Origin of the sequence: Variovorax sp. 350MFTsu5.1, assembly GCF_048302515.1 — a bacterium.
In the GTDB taxonomy this organism is placed as follows: domain Bacteria; phylum Pseudomonadota; class Gammaproteobacteria; order Burkholderiales; family Burkholderiaceae_C; genus Variovorax; species Variovorax guangxiensis.
In genome coordinates this window covers 4,409,138-4,424,957 of sequence record NZ_CP157620.1, presented here as the reverse complement: position 1 = coordinate 4,424,957, position 15,820 = coordinate 4,409,138, and the positions used below count along the sequence as shown (strand labels likewise).

Here is a 15,820-nt window from a genome sequence, read left to right as displayed (position 1 = left end):
CTCCCATGGAGATCAACAAACCGCTGCCCCTGCTGGGCGGCCTGAGCGCCGCGCAGTTCATGCGGCGGCATTGGCAGAAAAAACCCTTGCTCGTGCGGCAGGCGATACCCGCGATGGTGCCACCGATCGAGCGTTCCGAGTTGTTCGCCCTGGCCGAGCGTGAGGACGTCGAATCGCGCCTCATCCGCCACGGCAAGGCCGGCTGGTCGCTCAAGCACGGCCCCCTTGCCCGCCGCGCCCTGCCGTCGCTGAAGCAGCCGGCATGGACGCTGCTGGTGCAGGGCGTCGACCTGCACCACGAGGGCGTGCACGAGCTGATGCGGCAGTTCCGCTTCCTGCCCGACGCGCGCCTCGACGACCTCATGATCAGCTACGCGAGCGATACCGGTGGCGTCGGCGCGCACTTCGACAGCTACGACGTGTTCCTGCTGCAGGCGCACGGGCGCCGGCGCTGGTCCATCGGCAAGCAGAGCGACCTGCGGCTGCAGCAGGGCCTGCCGCTGAAGATCCTCGAGAACTTCGAGCCCGAGCAGAGCTTCGTGCTCGAGCCCGGCGACATGCTCTACCTGCCTCCGCGATACGCCCACGACGGCGTGGCCGTGGGCGGCGACTGCATGACGTATTCCATCGGCCTGCGCTCGTCGGCCCTGGGCGAGCTGGGTGCCGACCTGCTGGCGCGCATGGCGCAGGCCTATGCGGAAGACCTGGAAGACGCGGGCCCGGCCGAACTCGCGCGGTACCGCGATCCGACGCAGCCCGCCGTCGATGCGCCCGCCGCGATGCCCGCGGCCCTGCAGGGTTTCGCGCGCAAAGCCATCGAGGCGGCGCTGCGCGATGCCGATGCCATCGACCGTGCCCTTGGCGAGTCGCTCACCGAGCCCAAGGCCAACGTCTGGTTCGATGAAAGCGGTGAGGCACCAGCGGCCATGCAGCACGTGAAGCTCGACCGCCGCACGCGCATGCTCTACGACGCGCGACACATCTACATCAACGGCGAGAGCTTTCGCGCGGGCGGCGCCGATGCGACGCTGATGCGCAAGCTGGCCGACCGCCGCGAGCTCGGCGCGCGTGAACTCTCGCGAGCGAGCGAAGGCGCTCTTGCGCTGCTGGGCGAGTGGTGCGAAGCAGGGTGGCTCCATGCCGGATGAAGCGCCCGGCCCGTCATTGCCCGAGGGCCGCTTCGATGGCCGGGAGGCCTTCGACGTGCTCCTGCGCAACGCACTCTCGGCCGCGGCGCGCGAAGGCTGGAAGGAGATCGTCTTCAGCGACCCCGATTTCGCCGACTGGCCCCTCGGCGAGCGCGCGACCATCGAGGCATTGCAGGCCTGGGCCGCGAGCGGCCGCCGCCTGATCCTGCTCGCGCAGCGCTACGACATTCTCGAACGCGGCCATGCGCGCTTCGTCGCATGGCGCCGCATGTGGGACCACATCATCGAATGCAGGGCCGCAGGCAAGGCATCGGGCATGGAAGTGCCGAGCGCCATCTGGACGCCCTCATGGTTCGCGCATCGAATCGACCCAGAACGAAGCAGGGGCGTGAGCGGCGCAGACGCACGCGCGCGCAGCGAATTGCGCGAGGCCATCGAAGAGTGCTGGCGCATGGGCCGGCCCGCGTTTCCGGCATCGACACTCGGCTTGTAAGCCAATGCCGCGAATGCGGCCGCGAGACATATTCAGGCGGATATGCAGGTCTAGAATTTTTTCGTTCCAGACCTTCATTGCCAAAGGAGATTCCATGAAGAAGTCATCGTCCGTCCTGATCGCCTCTCTGATTGCCGCTGCCGCGCTCGTCGCCTGCGGCAAGAAGGAGGATGCAGCGCCGGCTGTAGTGACGCCGCCTCCTGCGCCCGTGACTGAACCCGCACCCGCGCCCGCTGCTCCCGCTCCCGCGCCATCGGCTGATCCGGGCGCATCGTCCTCGTCGTCGTCCGCGCCTTCTTCGGGCTCGCAGTCGGCGCTCGATGCCGCGAACGCAGCCACCGAGGCCGCGAAGAAGAATGAAGCGCCGAAGCAGTAAGCAGCAAGCGCTGCATCAGCCATGAAAAAGCCGCCATGAGGCGGCTTTTTTTCTTAGGAGAGCGTGAGGGCCCTGGCGCTCAGACGTCGAGCCAGGGCGAGCCTGCGCTGGCCGTGGCCGTCAGCATCTCCGACTCGTTGCCGCCCAGCGCTTCGGCCATGAGGCGCCGCACGATCTCGGGCCGGTTGTTCTGCTCGCTCAGGTGCGCCGCGACCACATGCCGCAGGCCGTCGTGCAGCAGCGCGCGTGCGATCTCGGCCGCGGCGGTGTTCGACAGGTGCCCGTAGTTGCCGCCCACGCGGTGCTTGAGGAAGGGCGGGTAGCTCGAGTTCGCGAGCAACTCGCTGTCATGGTTGAACTCCAGCAGCAGCGAATGCACGCCGGCCAGCCGGGTCAGCACGTGCGTCGTTGCATGGCCCAGGTCGGTCAGCACGCCCAGCGTGCGATTGCCGTCGGTACAGCGCAATTGCAGCGGTTCGCGCGCATCGTGCGGAACGGTGAAGGGCTGCACGCAGAGGTCGCCGACCGTGAACTCGGCATCGTCGCGCGCGAGGTGCAGCAGGCCCTCGAAGTCGCGCCCACCGGTGGCGAGCCACGTGCCTTCGCTCATCCAGACGGGAATGCGATTGCGCCGCGACAGCGAATGGGCGCAGCCGATGTGGTCGCCGTGCTCGTGGGTCACGAAGACCGCGTCGATGTCGCTGGCTGCAAGGCCTGCCTGGGCCAGGCGCAGGTCGAGCTGCTTGAGGCCGAAGCCGCAGTCGACGAGGAGGCGGGAGGTGCGGCCGGCGCTGGTCGTCTCGACCAGCGCGGCGTTGCCCGTGCTGCCGCTGCCGAGGCTTCGGAAGCGGAGCATGCGGGTTATCTCAGGTCGTCGGCGATGACCTTGACGATGCGCTCGGCGTTGACCGAGGTTTCGGGTGCGCCGGCTTCGTTGAGCACCGACACCGTGGTCGATTCGCCCTGGCTCTTGACCGAGATGCGGAACTTCGCGGGCGCCTCGGCCTTGCTCGAGCCACCGAACAGCTTGCCGAAGAAGCCGGGCTCCTTCTTGTCGGGGTTCGGCGGCACGTAGCGCACGTAGTAGACGCCGGCGCTGCGGTCGCGGTCTTCCACGGTGAAACCGGTGCGATCGAGCGCGAGGCCGACGCGGCGCCATGCGCGGTCGAAGCCTTCGCTGATCTGCACGACCGGCTGGTTGCCGACCTTGGCGATGGTGGCGGTCTTGGGCGTCGCGGTGGTCGCGGCCAGGATCTTCGACTGCTCCTGCGACACGCCGAGCTTGACCATCAGGCGGCGCAGGAATTCGGTCTCGAGCTCAGGATCGCTGGGGCGCGGCTGCCACACGGTCTGGTCCTGGCGGGAGTTGTTGTAGACCTCCTGCATGCCGCGATGGCTGATGAAGATCTCGGTGCCGGTGGTGGTGCGCTCCAGGCGGGTGCGGAAGCGGTCGAGCTCGCCGGTGGAGTAGACCGAGTCGACCAGCTTGCCCAGCGTGCCGCGGATGATGTCCTGCGGCAGCTTGGCGCGGTTCTCGGCCCAGTCGGTTTCCATGATGCCCAGGTTGCGCTGGTCGGTGGTCAGCAGGAAGCCGTTTTCCTGCCAGAAGTCCTTCACCGGGTCCCAGAGCTGGTCGGGCGTGCGATTGACCACGATCCAGCGCTGCGTGCCCGAGCGCTCCATGCGCACGTCGCCGATGTTGGCCACCGCGGTGGGAATGCCCGGGGCGTTGGCGATGCCTGCTTGGTACGAGTTGGCGCTCACGGCACCGCCGGGGATGGCGTAGCGGTTGTCGCGCGAAAGCTGGGAGAGATCGGGTGGGACTTCGAGCGTCGGGGCCTTGCCGGCGCTCTTGTAGTCGATCTTGTCGCTCTCGAGCACGGAGCAGGCGGCGAGGCTGGCAACGAGGGCCAGCAGAGCAAGTCGCGAAAGGTTCTTCAACGTCGTCTTCCTTGTTGGAATGGTTCGGTCAATCTAGGGGCCGCAGTGCCCGCCGCCATCTCTGAGCGCGGTTCGGGCAAAAGGTTGCTTAACCTTGCTGCGGCCGGGGGAAAGGCAGGTCCGGGACGTGCTGGAAGAGGCGTTCAGCCCTTGAGCAGGCCGGTGGCGCGCAGGGCGCCCTCGACCGCCGGGCGGCTCGCTTCGCCGAGTTCGGTGAGCGGCAGGCGCAGCGTACCGCCGCACAGGCCGAGCCTCGCCATCGCCCACTTCAGCGGGATCGGGTTGGGCTCCACGAACAGGTTGCGATGCAGCGGCATGAGCTCGAACTGGATCTGCATGGCGCGCTTCACGTCGCCAGCCAGCGCAGCGACGCACAGCTCGTGCATCTTGCGCGGCGCGATGTTGGCCGTGACGCTGATGTTGCCCTGGCCGCCGCAGAGCATGAGCGCGACCGCGGTCGGGTCGTCGCCGGAATAGACGGCGAAGTTCTTCGGCACTTCGCGGATGAGCCACTGGGCCCGCTCGATGTTGCCGGTGGCTTCCTTGATGCCGATGATGCCGGGCACCTGCGCCAGGCGCAGCACGGTGTCGTGCGCCATATCGGCGACGGTGCGGCCGGGCACGTTGTACAGCACGATGGGCAGGTCGCCCACGGACTCGGCGATGGCCTTGAAGTGCTGGTACTGGCCCTCTTGCGTGGGCTTGTTGTAGTAGGGCACGACCTGGAGCTGCGAGTCGGCGCCCACGCCCTTGGCGAACTTGGCGAGCTCGATGGCTTCCTTGGTGGAGTTCGCGCCGCAGCCGGCCATCACGGGCACGCGGCCCTTGGCCTGCTCGACCGAGACGCGGATGATTTCGCAGTGCTCCTCGACATCGACCGTCGGCGATTCGCCGGTGGTGCCGACCACGCCCAGGCAGTCGGTGCCTTCTTCGATGTGCCAGTCGATGAGTCGCCGCAGGGCGGGGTAGTCGACACTGCCGTCGTCGTGCATCGGCGTGACGAGCGCGACGATGCTGCCTGTCAGTTGCTCCAAGGGGAATCTCTTTGTCGGTGGACGAAAGCGCCGATTCTACTTACTCCGGCGCCCCGCCAGACAGCGGACCCGGGCCCCTTAGTTTCCCTTAAGGAAGCGGCGCGCCGGCAGACCGGAATCGGCCGCGGGCGGGCGAACGGCCGCGATGCGCTGCACGAAGCGCTCCGGTTGCGCGATGAACCCGTCCTCGTAGGCCACCACGCTCAGTCCGGCGCAGGCCGTCAGCAGTTCGCCCGGCTCCAGCAGGAAGTCGGGCCGCGAGGGCTTGCCGACGGTTTCGTTGCCCGTGGCGAAGGTCTCGTAGAGCAGCACGCCGCCCGGCGCCACGGCGGCAACGATGTCGGCCATGCGCGGGCGCCAGAGGTAGTTGGTGACGACCACGGCACCGAAGGCCCGGCCGGAGAAGGGCCAGGAGCCGGATTCGATGTCGGCCTCGATCACCTTGCCGAACGCGCTTGCCGCCTCGACAGCCTCGGGAGAGCGGTCGACGCCGGTGACCGCGTGCCCGCGTCCGGCGAACCACTTCATGTGCCGCCCGGCGCCGCAGGCCACGTCCAGCACCGACGCGCCGGTCGCAAGCAGGTGCGACCACCGGACGATCCATTCGGAAGGTGCACCCAGGCCGTGCATCGGCGCTATTTCTTTCATAGCAATGAGGCTCAGAAGCAGGACCAGATCTGGTCGACCAGCGTCACCAGGAAGTCCGGATGCACGTACAGCGCGAACACGCCGCCCAGCACCGCCAGCGCGGCGGCCAGCCAGCCTGCGTGGACGATGTGATGTCGCATCCGGGGAGTCATGGCCCTGTTTTACACGCAACCGGCTGCGGATCAGCCCGCGGCGCCTACCGGCTGCGGACCGCGCGGAATGGCGCTTTCCTTCACCGGCAGGTTGACCACCGCCGCGAACACGCCCAGCGCGATCGCGATGTACCAGACGACGTCGTAGCTGCCCGTGGTGTCGTACAGGTAGCCCCCGAGCCACACGCCCAGGAAGGAGCCGACCTGGTGGCTCAGGAACACGAAGCCGCTGAGCATCGAAAGATGCGCCACGCCGAAGATGCCCGCCACGATGGCGTTGGTGGCCGGTACCGTGGACAGCCACAGGAAGCCCATCGCCGCGGAGAAGAGGTACACGCTCATCGGCGAGATCGGCGCCATCAGGAAGAGCGCGATCGACACTGCCCGCGCGAAGTAGATGGCCGCCAGGATCTTCCGCTTGGCCAGCTTCTGCCCCAGCAGCCCCACCGTGTAGGTGCCGAACACGTTGAACAGGCCGATCAGCGCCAGCGCGTAGCCCGCCACCTCGGCCGGCAGGCTGCGGTCGCGCAGGTAGGTCGGCATGTGGATGCCGATGAAGGCCAGCTGGAAGCCGCAGACGAAGTAGCCCGCCATCAGCAGGCCGAAGCTCGGGTAGCGGAAGGCCTCGCCCACCGCCTGCATCACCGACTGCTCGCGGTGGCCGGCCAGCGCCGCCGTCTTCGGCTCGCGCAGCCCGAAGGCCAGGGGAACGATCACCAGCGCCAGTGCCGCCACCACCGCGAGCGCGGTCTGCCAGCCCAGGCTGCCGATCAGCCGGCCCTCGATGGGTGCCATCAGGAACTGCCCGAACGAGCCGGCGGCGGCCGCCACGCCCATGGCCCAGGAGCGCCGTTCGGCCGGAATCTGCCGTCCGATCACGCCGTAGATCACCGCGTAGGTGGAGCCCGCCTGCGCCGCGCCGATCAGGATGCCCGCGCTCAGCGTGAAGAGCAGCGGCGTCGGCGAATGCGCCATGCCGAACAGCCCCAGCGCATAGAGGAGCGAGCCGCCGATCAGCACCCGGAACGCGCCGAACCTGTCGGCCAGCATGCCCGCGAACACGCCGAAGATGCCCCAGGAGAGGTTCTGCACTGCCAGCGCGAACGAGAAGGTCTGCCGGCTCCAGTCCTGCGCCTGCGTGATCGGCTGCAGCCACAGGCCGAAGCCGTGGCGTATGCCCATCGACAGCGTGACGATCATCGCCCCGCAGAAAAGTACTTGCTTGACCGAGAGGGCGGGGGCGGCTGGGGATTGCATGACTTCGAATGTAACTATTCGCCTGCTCCAGCAGGTGGCACGCCGGCCAAAGCCATTGATGATTTATCGGGCGCATTTCGATGCGGTGGACGCATCAAAGCCGCTGCTGTATGGGCATCCAGTTGTTTGAACCGCGACTGACTACAATCCGCCCCCATGGCGACTCCCCCCAAGACTTCCCCCAGCTCATCGTCCGCCTCCTCCGGCTATTCGGAAGGCTCCATCCGCGTGCTCAAGGGCCTCGAGCCCGTCAAGCAGCGCCCGGGCATGTACACCCGCACCGACAACCCGCTGCACATCATCCAGGAAGTGCTCGACAACGCCGCCGACGAGGCGCTGGCGGGCCACGGCAAGAAGATCAAGGTCACGCTGCACACCGACGGCTCGGTCAGTGTTGAAGACGATGGCCGGGGCATCCCCTTCGGCCTGCATCCGGAAGAGAAGGCGCCCGTGGTCGAACTGGTCTACACCCGGCTGCATGCCGGCGGCAAGTTCGACAAGGGCTCGGGCGGCGCCTACAGCTTCTCGGGCGGCCTGCATGGCGTGGGCGTGTCGGTGACCAACGCGCTGTCGAAGCGGCTCGAGGTGGCCACGCACCGCGAGGGCTCGGTCGCGAAGCTGGCCTTCAGCGGCGGCGACGTGATCGAGGCGCTGGAGGTCCGCAAGCTCGAATCCGGCGAGCGCAAGCAGGGCACCACGGTTCGCGCCTGGCCCGACGCCAAGTACTTCGAGACCGCCGCACTGCCCATGGGCGAACTCACCCACCTGCTGCGCAGCAAGGCCGTGCTGATGCCCGGCGTGAGCGTCACGCTCGTCAACGAGAAGACCAAGGAAACGCAGCAGTGGCTCTACAAGGGCGGCCTGAGCGACTACCTGATGCAGACGCTCAGCAGCGACCCGGTCATTCCGCTGTTCGAAGGCAGCGGCCATGCCGACAAGAACGCCGACAACTTCGCCGAAGGCGAGGGTGCCGACTGGGCCGTCGCCTTCACCGAGGAAGGCCAGCCGGTGCGCGAGAGCTACGTCAACCTGATTCCCACCAGCGCGGGCGGCACGCACGAAAGCGGCCTGCGCGACGGCCTGTTCAATGCGGTGAAGAGCTTCATCGAGTTGCACTCGCTGCTGCCCAAGGGCGTGAAGCTGCTGCCCGAGGACGTGTTCGCGCGCGCTTCGTACGTGCTGAGCGCCAAGGTGCTCGACCCGCAGTTCCAGGGCCAGATCAAGGAGCGCCTGAATTCGCGCGACGCGGTGCGCCTCGTGTCCAGCTTCGTGCGCCCCGCGCTGGAACTGTGGCTCAACCAGCACGTCGACTACGGTCGCAAGCTGGCCGAACTGGCCATCAAGGCGGCCCAGACCCGCCAGCGCGCCGGCCAGAAGGTCGAGAAGCGCAAGGGTTCCGGTGTGGCCGTGTTGCCCGGCAAGCTGACCGATTGCGAGAGCAAGGACACCAGCCACAACGAAGTCTTCCTGGTGGAGGGCGACTCCGCCGGCGGCAGCGCCAAGATGGGCCGCGACAAGGAAAGCCAGGCCATCCTGCCGCTGCGCGGCAAGGTGCTCAACACCTGGGAGGTGGAGCGCGACCGGCTCTTCGCCAACACCGAAATCCACGACATCTCGGTCGCCATCGGGGTCGACCCGCACGGCCCCGGCGATTCGCCCGATCTCAGCGGCCTGCGCTACGGCAAGATCTGCATCCTGAGCGACGCCGACGTGGACGGCTCCCACATCCAGGTGCTGCTGCTCACGCTTTTCTTCCGGCACTTTCCGAAACTCATCGAAGCCGGCCATGTGTATGTCGCGAAGCCGCCATTGTTCCGGGTCGATGCCCCCGCGCGCGGCAAGAAACCGGCCTCCAAGGTCTATGCTCTGGACGAAGGCGAACTGACCGCCACGCTCGACAAGCTCCGCAAGGACGGCGTGCGCGAAGGCGCCTGGAGCATCAGCCGCTTCAAGGGCCTGGGCGAAATGAGCGCGGAACAATTGTGGGAAACCACGCTCAATCCTGACACCCGGCGCCTGATGCAGGTCCAATTGGGCCGCTTCGATTTCACGTCTACCCAGGGCGAAATCACCAAGCTGATGGGCAAGGGCGAAGCGGCGGCGCGGCGCGAGCTCATGGAGTTGCGCGCCGATGACGTCGATATCGACGTCTGATTTTTCCTTCTCCTCCACTAGCACGCATGTCGGTTTTGAAGCGCTTGTTGCCATTGGTCGTCCTGCTGTTTTGCATGCAGCAAGCGCCGGCGCACGCCACCGACATCTACGGCTACATCGACAGCAAGGGCAACGCGCACTTCGCCTCCGAGAAGCTCGACGAGCGCTACCAGATCTTCTTCCGCGGCGGCCAGAGCTTCGACACCGCCAACGGCATCGCCCCGCTGGGCCGCGGCGTGGGCAAGCTCGACGGCAAGGTGCCGCCGGCCTCGCAGAGCCTGCTGGCGATGTTCGAGGCCTCGCCCAGCTACAAGACCGCCAAGTCGGCGCTGCGCGACGCGGCGAGCAAGCACGCGATCGACTACGAACTGCTGCAGGCACTGGTCGCCACTGAGTCGGGCTTCGATGCGCAGGCCGTTTCGCCCAAGGGCGCGATGGGCCTGATGCAGCTGATGCCGGCCACCGCCCAGCGCTATGGCGTGTCGGCGGACAAGCGCGCGACCATCGAGAAGAAGCTGTTCGACCCGCGCATCAACATCGCCGCCGGCTCGCGCTACTTGCGGGACCTGATCGCGATGTTCCCGGGGCAGATCGAGCTCGCGCTGGCCGCCTACAACGCCGGCGAGGGCGCGGTGCAGCGCGCGGGCAACAAGATCCCGAACTACAAGGAAACGCAGAACTACGTGCAGACCGTGCTGCAGCTGTACGCGTACCTCAAGCCTTCGGTGGCTTCGGGCGGTGGGAGCGGCGCCGTGCGCGGCGGCAAGACGCCGGGGCGCATCCGCATGGAGCTGACCGTGCCGCAGGGCGGCGCGCTCGGCCGCGGCAACATGCCGTCGGATTCGCCGCGCAACATGCCGGCCATGCCCGACATCCCCGAGCCGTCGGCGGCGCCCACGGGCGCGGCCGATGCGCCGCCGGGCACGCCGATGTCCTGATCGACCGGAGGAGGGAGGAGGCCATGGATCGTCGAAGCTTCGTTCTCGCGACCGCTGCCGGCATGGTGGCGGGCAGCGCACGCGCGCAGCATCCGGCCACGCATGACACGCTGCCGGCCGTGCCTTCCTCGGCCGAGCCCTATGCGCGCCTGCAGGGCGGCGTGCCGCACCACATGACGCCCGAGCAGGAGGCCCAGCGCTTCACCGACAGCCCCGCGCCGCCCGGGCCGCAGGGCCGCTGGGAGCCGCGCGCCGCATTGCCGATCCCGCGCAGCGAGATGGCCTGGGCCACTGCCGCGATGGGCCGCATGCACGTGGTCGGCGGCTATGGCGAAGGCAAGGTCAACCGCGACTACCACCACATCTACGACCCCAAGGCCGACCGCTGGCTCGACGGCGCGCCGCTGCCGCGCGGTGCCAACCACGTCGCGGTGACCGCCGATGGCGGGCGCGTCTACGCGCTGGGCGGTTTCGTCGAGCAGAACCGGCGCTCCGACACCAACGCCTACGTCTACGACATCGCCGCCAACCGCTGGAGCGCCATCGCGCCGCTGCCGCGTCCGCGTGGCGCTGCAGCCGCCGTGATGCTCGACGGCGCGCTGCACCTGATCGGCGGCGCGTCCGAGCCCGCCGCGGAGCGCGCCAGCGTGGGTTGGCACGAGGTCTACGACCCGAAGGCCGACCGCTGGTCGACTCGTAAACCGCTGCCCGGCGCGCGCGACCACGTGGGCTGCGTGTCGCACGGCGGCCGGATCCACCTGATCGGCGGGCGCTTCAACACCTTCGAATACAACACCGACCTGCACCACGTCTACCTGCCCGCGCGCGACACCTGGGAGCTGCGCTCGCCGCTGCCCACCGCGCGCTCGGGCCACGGGCTCGTGGTGTACCGCGGCCGCTTCTTCGCCATGGGCGGGGAGGGCGGCATCCTCGTCGACGGCGTACCGCGCCAGGCGAAGGTGTTCGGCCAGATGGAAAGCTACAACCCCGTCGACGACACCTGGCAGCGACACGCCCCGATGACCACGCCGCGCCACGCCGTGGGTGCGGCCGTCATCGGCGACTGGATCTACGTGGCCGGCGGCGGCGCGGTGCTCGGCGGCGCCGTACAGTCCGCGGTCCACGAGGCCTTTACGCTCGGCTGAACGCGCAGCCGGCAACAACAAAAGTTTTTCTCACCAGCTCTTTCATGGATTCCCAACCTCCGCTCGATCTCCAGGGTCCCACCGACGGCGACACGACCCTGACCCTCGCCGACTACGCCCAGACCGCCTACCTCGAATACGCGCTGAGCGTGGTCAAGGGCCGCGCGCTGCCCGATGTGTCCGACGGCCAGAAGCCGGTGCAGCGCCGCATCCTGTATTCGATGTCGCGCATGGGCCTGGGCTTCGGCGGCACCAACGGCACTGTGGGCGCCAAGCCCGTGAAGAGCGCGCGCGTGGTCGGCGACGTGCTCGGCCGCTTCCACCCGCACAGCGACCAGGCTGCGTACGACGCGCTGGTGCGCATGGCACAAGACTTCTCGCAGCGCTACCCGCTGGTCGACGGCCAGGGCAACTTCGGCAGCCGCGACGGCGACGGCGCCGCCGCCATGCGCTACACCGAAGCGCGCCTGGCGCGCATCACCAGCCTGCTGCTCGACGAGATCGACGAAGGCACGGTCGACTTCATTCCCAACTACGACGGCAGCACCGAAGAACCGCGACTGCTGCCCGCGCGGCTGCCGTTCACGCTGCTCAATGGCGCGAGCGGCATCGCGGTCGGCCTGGCCACCGAGATCCCGAGCCACAACCTGCGCGAGATCGCCGACGCCTGCGTGGCGCTGATCAAGTCGAACGGCAAGCTCAGCGAGGAAGAACTCTTCGCCATCGTGCCCGGCCCCGACTATCCGGGCGGCGCCCAGATCATCAGCAGCCCGGCCGACATCGCCGACGCCTACCGTACCGGCCGCGGCTCGCTCAAGGTGCGCGCGCGCTGGAAGATCGAAGAGCTGGCGCGCGGCCAGTGGCAGCTGGTGGTCAACGAGCTGCCGCCGGGCGTGAGCTCGCAGCGTGTGCTCGAGGAAATCGAGGAAATCACCAACCCCAAGGTCAAGGCCGGCAAGAAGGCGCTGAGTGCGGAGCAGACGCAGCTCAAGGCCTCGATGCTGTCGGTGCTCGACGTGGTGCGCGACGAATCGAGCAAGGACGCCCCCGTGCGCCTGGTGTTCGAGCCCAAGACCTCGCGCATCAGCCAGGAAGAGTTCATCACCACGCTGCTCGCGCAGACCTCGCTGGAAACCTCCTCGCCGATCAACCTCACGATGGTCGGCATCGACGGCAAGCCCACGCAGAAGTCGCTGCGCCAGATGCTCAACGAGTGGATCGCCTTCCGCGAGATCACCGTCGAGAAGCGCTCGCGCTTCCGCCTGGGCAAGGTGCAGGACCGCATCCACATCCTCGAAGGCCGGCAGCTGGTGCTGCTGAACATCGACGAGGTGATCGCGATCATCCGCGCGGCGGAAGACCCGAAGGCGGCACTGATCGCTCGCTTCAATCTCAGCGAACGCCAGGCCGAGGACATCCTCGAAATCCGGCTGCGCCAGCTCGCGCGGCTCGAGGCCATCAAGATCGAGCAGGAACTCTCCAATCTGCGCGACGAGCAGAAGAAGCTCGAAGACATCCTCGCCAGCCCCGCCGCGCTGCGCCGCCTGCTGGTGAAGGAAATCGAAGCCGACGCCAAGAGTTTCGAAGATCCGCGCCGCACGCTGATCCAGGCCGAGAAGCGCGCCGTGGCCGAGGTGAAGGTCGTCGACGAGCCCGTCACCGTGATCGTGTCGCAGAAGGGCTGGGTCCGTGCGCAGAAGGGCTGGGCCAGCGAGAAGGCGGCCGGCGGCGCAAACGGCTCGGCGCCGGAGTACAGCTTCAAGTCGGGCGACTCGCTCTACGGCGCCTTCGAGTGCCGCAGCGTCGACACGCTGCTGGTCTTCGGCAGCGCCAAGGACAAGAGCGTGCGCGTCTACACCGTGTCCGTGGCCTCGCTGCCCGGCGGTCGCGGCGATGGCCAGCCAGTGACCACGCTCATCGACCTGGATGCCGGCACGCACGTCACGCACTTCTTCGCGGGCCCGGTCGGCGCGAGCCTGCTGCTGGCCAACACCGGCGGCTACGGCTTCATCGCCACGGTCGAGAACATGATGTCGCGCCAGCGCGGCGGCAAGGCCTTCGTCGACGTGGGCGAGGGCGAGCAGCTGTGCCGGCCCTCGCTGGTGGGCGGCGCGAGCGGCGCCGAGCCGATGCCGGCCGCCACGCACGTGGCCTGTGCCTCGACGGGCGGGCGCATCCTGACCTTCGATATCGCCGAACTCAAGAGCCTGCCCAAGGGCGGCCGCGGCCTCACGCTGATCGACCTTGAGCCCAAGGACACCCTGGCAGGTGCGGCCGCCTACACGCGCAGCGTGAAGATCGAAGGCATCGGCCGAGGCGGCAAGGAGCGCGAGGAAACGCTGGAGATCCGCACGCTCAACAACGCACGCGGCAGCCGCGCACGCAAGGGCAAGGCGGCCGACCTGGGCTTCAAGCCGACCAGCATCGTGCGAGTGCAATAGCCATGGGCGGCATCGACATCAGCGTCATCGGCGTCTTCATCGCCGTGGTCACCGGCATCGGCAGCTACGTGCTGGGCCGGCGCATGCGCGAGAAGCGCATGCTGAAGAAGCGCGAGAAGGACCGCATCGCCTCGCAGGCCAACGAGACGCGCCAGGTGCGGCGCGCCCGCGAGCGCAAGGAGCGCGGTGGCTGAAGCTCGCTGTTCAGAGTGATCGGTGAATAGAGAATCGCATCGCAATCTTTCCACGAAGTGCTATTTGCGAGACTGAACGCCATACTTCCCTTTTTGAATATTTTTCTCTCTAAGATTGGTCCGCCAATTTCGGCAAGGGAGAAGAAAATGTTCGATCACAATCACTACGTGCCTGTGCTTAAGTGGCGCATGGGTGAATACCAGGCTCTCATGCGGCTGGGAGAGCTCGTCAAGGACTGGGTTACGCCTCTTTTCGAAATACCAACCGAAGGATGGAATTTCGAAACGGAAGCCCCTCTGCGCTCGCTCGACGATCATTTGGCGGGCTTTGGGGAAAAGCTGTTCTCCAAATGGGGCACCCGGACCTGTTTTATCGACAGTCCCTATCTGGATGGTGCAAGCGTACTTTCGACGGGGGTGCACCATATGCAGCACATCTTCCTGCAGGCAAAGCAGGCTGGCTGTTCGGCGATTCCCGTGATTGGCCTGCAAAGGCATCCCGCTTATCTGGGGGCTGTCCAATTCATCGTTGGCTCGACGCAAAACGGAGTCTGCGTCCGACTGGAACGGGATGATTTCGGACCAGGGCTTCAATCAACTCTTCAGTCACTGATTCAGGCTCTCGCCATCCCGGTCCGCTACGTTGACCTTGTCGTCGACCTTGAGGCCTCAATTTCTGAGGTCCTGCCAATTCAGGTATCGACGTGGTCGACCTGTCTTTCGCAGGTTTCAGTGACGCCCTGGCGCACTCTCACCTTGGTCGGTACGTCATTTCCTAGAGCACTCGGTGCCGATCAATATCGCCCGCACGGACGGACTCCCAGAAGCGAATGGCTCGCATACAAGGAGCTTGTTCGGCAACTCGCAGCTTCCGCGAGAAAGCCCACTTTCGGAGACTACGCCACATCGAGTCCGAATACGGGAGAACTCGATCCGCGCATGGTAGATCCGAATGCCAAGATCAAATACACGTTGAGCGATGAATGGATCGTGCACGTGGGGAAGCAGGTCAAGCGCTTCGGAAGAGGGCAATATCAAGCCATGTGCCAAGGCATCATCAATGCAAATCCCCCGTATTTCACGGGGCCTGGCTATTCATGGGGAGATGCCTACATTCATGGCTGCGCGCTAGGTTCGGAGGGAACGGGTGGCCCTTCGACCTGGCCCTCGGTTGCCACAAACCACCACGTTACGAAGGCTGTTCGGGACGTCGCCAGTTTTCACGGGACTTCAGCGCCTCCCTGATTTTTCGCCGGACGTCGCCTGGTTGAAAGGAATCAACCAGCAAGCGATACAGACCGGCGCGATTCAGGCTCATTTCCTTTGAGGTGGCGCCATTTGCCTTCAGTACCTCGACCACTTCGTGTCTCCACATCAGATGTGCCATGTGAAAGAGCGAAGGGTCGGGGTTGTTGCGCAATCTCCGATGCGTCTCAAGCTTCAAGACACCTTTGCTGCCCATATGAACGACCTTGATTCCCCACCATGACGGGATCAAGGCCTGAGCTTCCGACAAATGTGCAGTGCCCACGACAAGAGTGGCTCTGTCGAGCGCGCGGGAATAGGCTTCGACCTGTTTGGGTAATCTTGAAAGGTTGTCTGCGTCGCTCTTCAGTTCGAACCCGTGCAAGTAACCATTCACGACCGCAATGTCGACACGGCATGCGCCATGTTCCAGGCCGAGTTCCTGAACGATTCGGGCATTCGCATCGTTGGCATGATCGGCCAGCACGGTTCTCAGCACGAGCGACCGCACGTCGCGATCACGGGTCTTCGCTGGCTTGATCGGTGAGAGGGAGGCGGGCATGGCGGCCGAACTATAGAGCATCGCACTCTCGGTTTGCTCTTGCGGCAGAACCTCTGTGGAGGTAGCTGCGACGGCCGCATTCGCGGTGAATC

General features: G+C 66.6%; 16 protein-coding genes. 9 read left to right on the top strand and 7 right to left on the bottom strand.

Going from position 1 to position 15,820, the window contains the following annotated elements; all coding sequences use genetic code 11:
* Positions 1 to 5 precede the first annotated feature (5 nt).
* The 3 genes from ABL843_RS20110 to ABL843_RS20100 all read left to right on the top strand — a co-directional run bounded on the left by ABL843_RS20110 (position 6) and on the right by ABL843_RS20100 (position 2,017).
* Positions 6 to 1,148 (top strand): JmjC domain-containing protein, encoded by a 1,143-nt coding sequence (locus ABL843_RS20110; protein ID WP_418117048.1) that lies wholly within the window; start codon positions 6 to 8, stop codon positions 1,146 to 1,148.
* Positions 1,138 to 1,641 (top strand): hypothetical protein, encoded by a 504-nt coding sequence (locus tag ABL843_RS20105; protein ID WP_418117047.1) that lies wholly within the window; start codon positions 1,138 to 1,140, stop codon positions 1,639 to 1,641. The genes ABL843_RS20110 and ABL843_RS20105 overlap by 11 nt, the downstream gene beginning before the upstream one ends.
* A 94-nt stretch (positions 1,642 to 1,735) precedes the next feature.
* Positions 1,736 to 2,017, top strand: a complete 282-nt coding sequence (locus ABL843_RS20100; protein WP_418117046.1) for a hypothetical protein — start codon at positions 1,736 to 1,738, stop codon at positions 2,015 to 2,017.
* Positions 2,018 to 2,096: 79 nt separating this feature from the next.
* On the opposite strand, the gene ABL843_RS20095 is transcribed toward ABL843_RS20100, so the two are convergent.
* From ABL843_RS20095 to ABL843_RS20070, 6 genes are all read right to left on the bottom strand, one after another.
* Entirely contained in the window at positions 2,097 to 2,873 is a 777-nt protein-coding gene (locus ABL843_RS20095; protein ID WP_418117045.1) for an MBL fold metallo-hydrolase, read from the bottom strand.
* 5 nt (positions 2,874 to 2,878) lie between these two features.
* Positions 2,879 to 3,958 (bottom strand): outer membrane protein assembly factor BamC, encoded by a 1,080-nt coding sequence (bamC, locus tag ABL843_RS20090; protein ID WP_418117044.1) that lies wholly within the window; start codon positions 3,956 to 3,958, stop codon positions 2,879 to 2,881.
* 143 nt (positions 3,959 to 4,101) lie between these two features.
* On the bottom strand, positions 4,102 to 4,950 hold the full coding sequence (gene dapA, locus ABL843_RS20085) for a 4-hydroxy-tetrahydrodipicolinate synthase (protein ID WP_418120496.1): 849 nt from the start codon (positions 4,948 to 4,950) through the stop codon (positions 4,102 to 4,104).
* A gap of 120 nt (positions 4,951 to 5,070) precedes the next feature.
* A complete protein-coding gene (locus tag ABL843_RS20080) occupies positions 5,071 to 5,640 on the bottom strand; it encodes a class I SAM-dependent methyltransferase (RefSeq protein ID WP_418117043.1) in 570 nt (189 codons plus the stop codon).
* 11 nt (positions 5,641 to 5,651) lie between these two features.
* Positions 5,652 to 5,780 (bottom strand): hypothetical protein, encoded by a 129-nt coding sequence (locus tag ABL843_RS20075; RefSeq protein WP_256099218.1) that lies wholly within the window; start codon positions 5,778 to 5,780, stop codon positions 5,652 to 5,654.
* A 42-nt stretch (positions 5,781 to 5,822) separates the two neighbouring features.
* Positions 5,823 to 7,049, bottom strand: a complete 1,227-nt coding sequence (locus ABL843_RS20070; protein ID WP_418117042.1) for an MFS transporter — start codon at positions 7,047 to 7,049, stop codon at positions 5,823 to 5,825.
* Positions 7,050 to 7,205: 156 nt separating this feature from the next.
* On the opposite strand from ABL843_RS20070, the gene ABL843_RS20065 reads away from it, so the two are divergent.
* The 6 genes from ABL843_RS20065 (at position 7,206) to ABL843_RS20040 (ending at position 15,166) form a co-directional block, all read left to right on the top strand.
* Positions 7,206 to 9,203 carry a DNA topoisomerase IV subunit B gene (locus tag ABL843_RS20065; protein ID WP_126021753.1) on the top strand — a complete coding sequence of 666 codons (1,998 nt, stop codon included), beginning with the start codon at positions 7,206 to 7,208 and terminating at the stop codon, positions 9,201 to 9,203.
* 26 nt (positions 9,204 to 9,229) lie between these two features.
* Positions 9,230 to 10,141, top strand: coding sequence for a lytic transglycosylase domain-containing protein (locus ABL843_RS20060; RefSeq protein WP_418117040.1), 912 nt, complete (start codon positions 9,230 to 9,232; stop codon positions 10,139 to 10,141).
* Between the two features lie 23 nt (positions 10,142 to 10,164).
* Positions 10,165 to 11,286, top strand: coding sequence for a Kelch repeat-containing protein (locus ABL843_RS20055; RefSeq protein ID WP_418117039.1), 1,122 nt, complete (start codon positions 10,165 to 10,167; stop codon positions 11,284 to 11,286).
* Between the two features lie 44 nt (positions 11,287 to 11,330).
* The gene (gene parC, locus ABL843_RS20050; RefSeq protein ID WP_418117037.1) at positions 11,331 to 13,727 is read left to right on the top strand and encodes a DNA topoisomerase IV subunit A; all 2,397 of its coding nucleotides are present in this window, start codon (positions 11,331 to 11,333) and stop codon (positions 13,725 to 13,727) included.
* 2 nt (positions 13,728 to 13,729) lie between these two features.
* Entirely contained in the window at positions 13,730 to 13,921 is a 192-nt protein-coding gene (locus ABL843_RS20045) for a hypothetical protein (RefSeq protein ID WP_369661636.1), read from the top strand.
* 147 nt (positions 13,922 to 14,068) lie between these two features.
* On the top strand, positions 14,069 to 15,166 hold the full coding sequence (locus ABL843_RS20040; protein WP_418117036.1) for a beta family protein: 1,098 nt from the start codon (positions 14,069 to 14,071) through the stop codon (positions 15,164 to 15,166).
* Here the strand turns inward: ABL843_RS20040 and ABL843_RS20035 are convergent.
* Positions 15,111 to 15,728 (bottom strand): sce7726 family protein, encoded by a 618-nt coding sequence (locus ABL843_RS20035; protein ID WP_418117035.1) that lies wholly within the window; start codon positions 15,726 to 15,728, stop codon positions 15,111 to 15,113. The two genes, ABL843_RS20040 and ABL843_RS20035, sit on opposite strands and share 56 nt — an antisense overlap.
* Between the last annotated feature and the right edge of the window lie 92 nt (positions 15,729 to 15,820).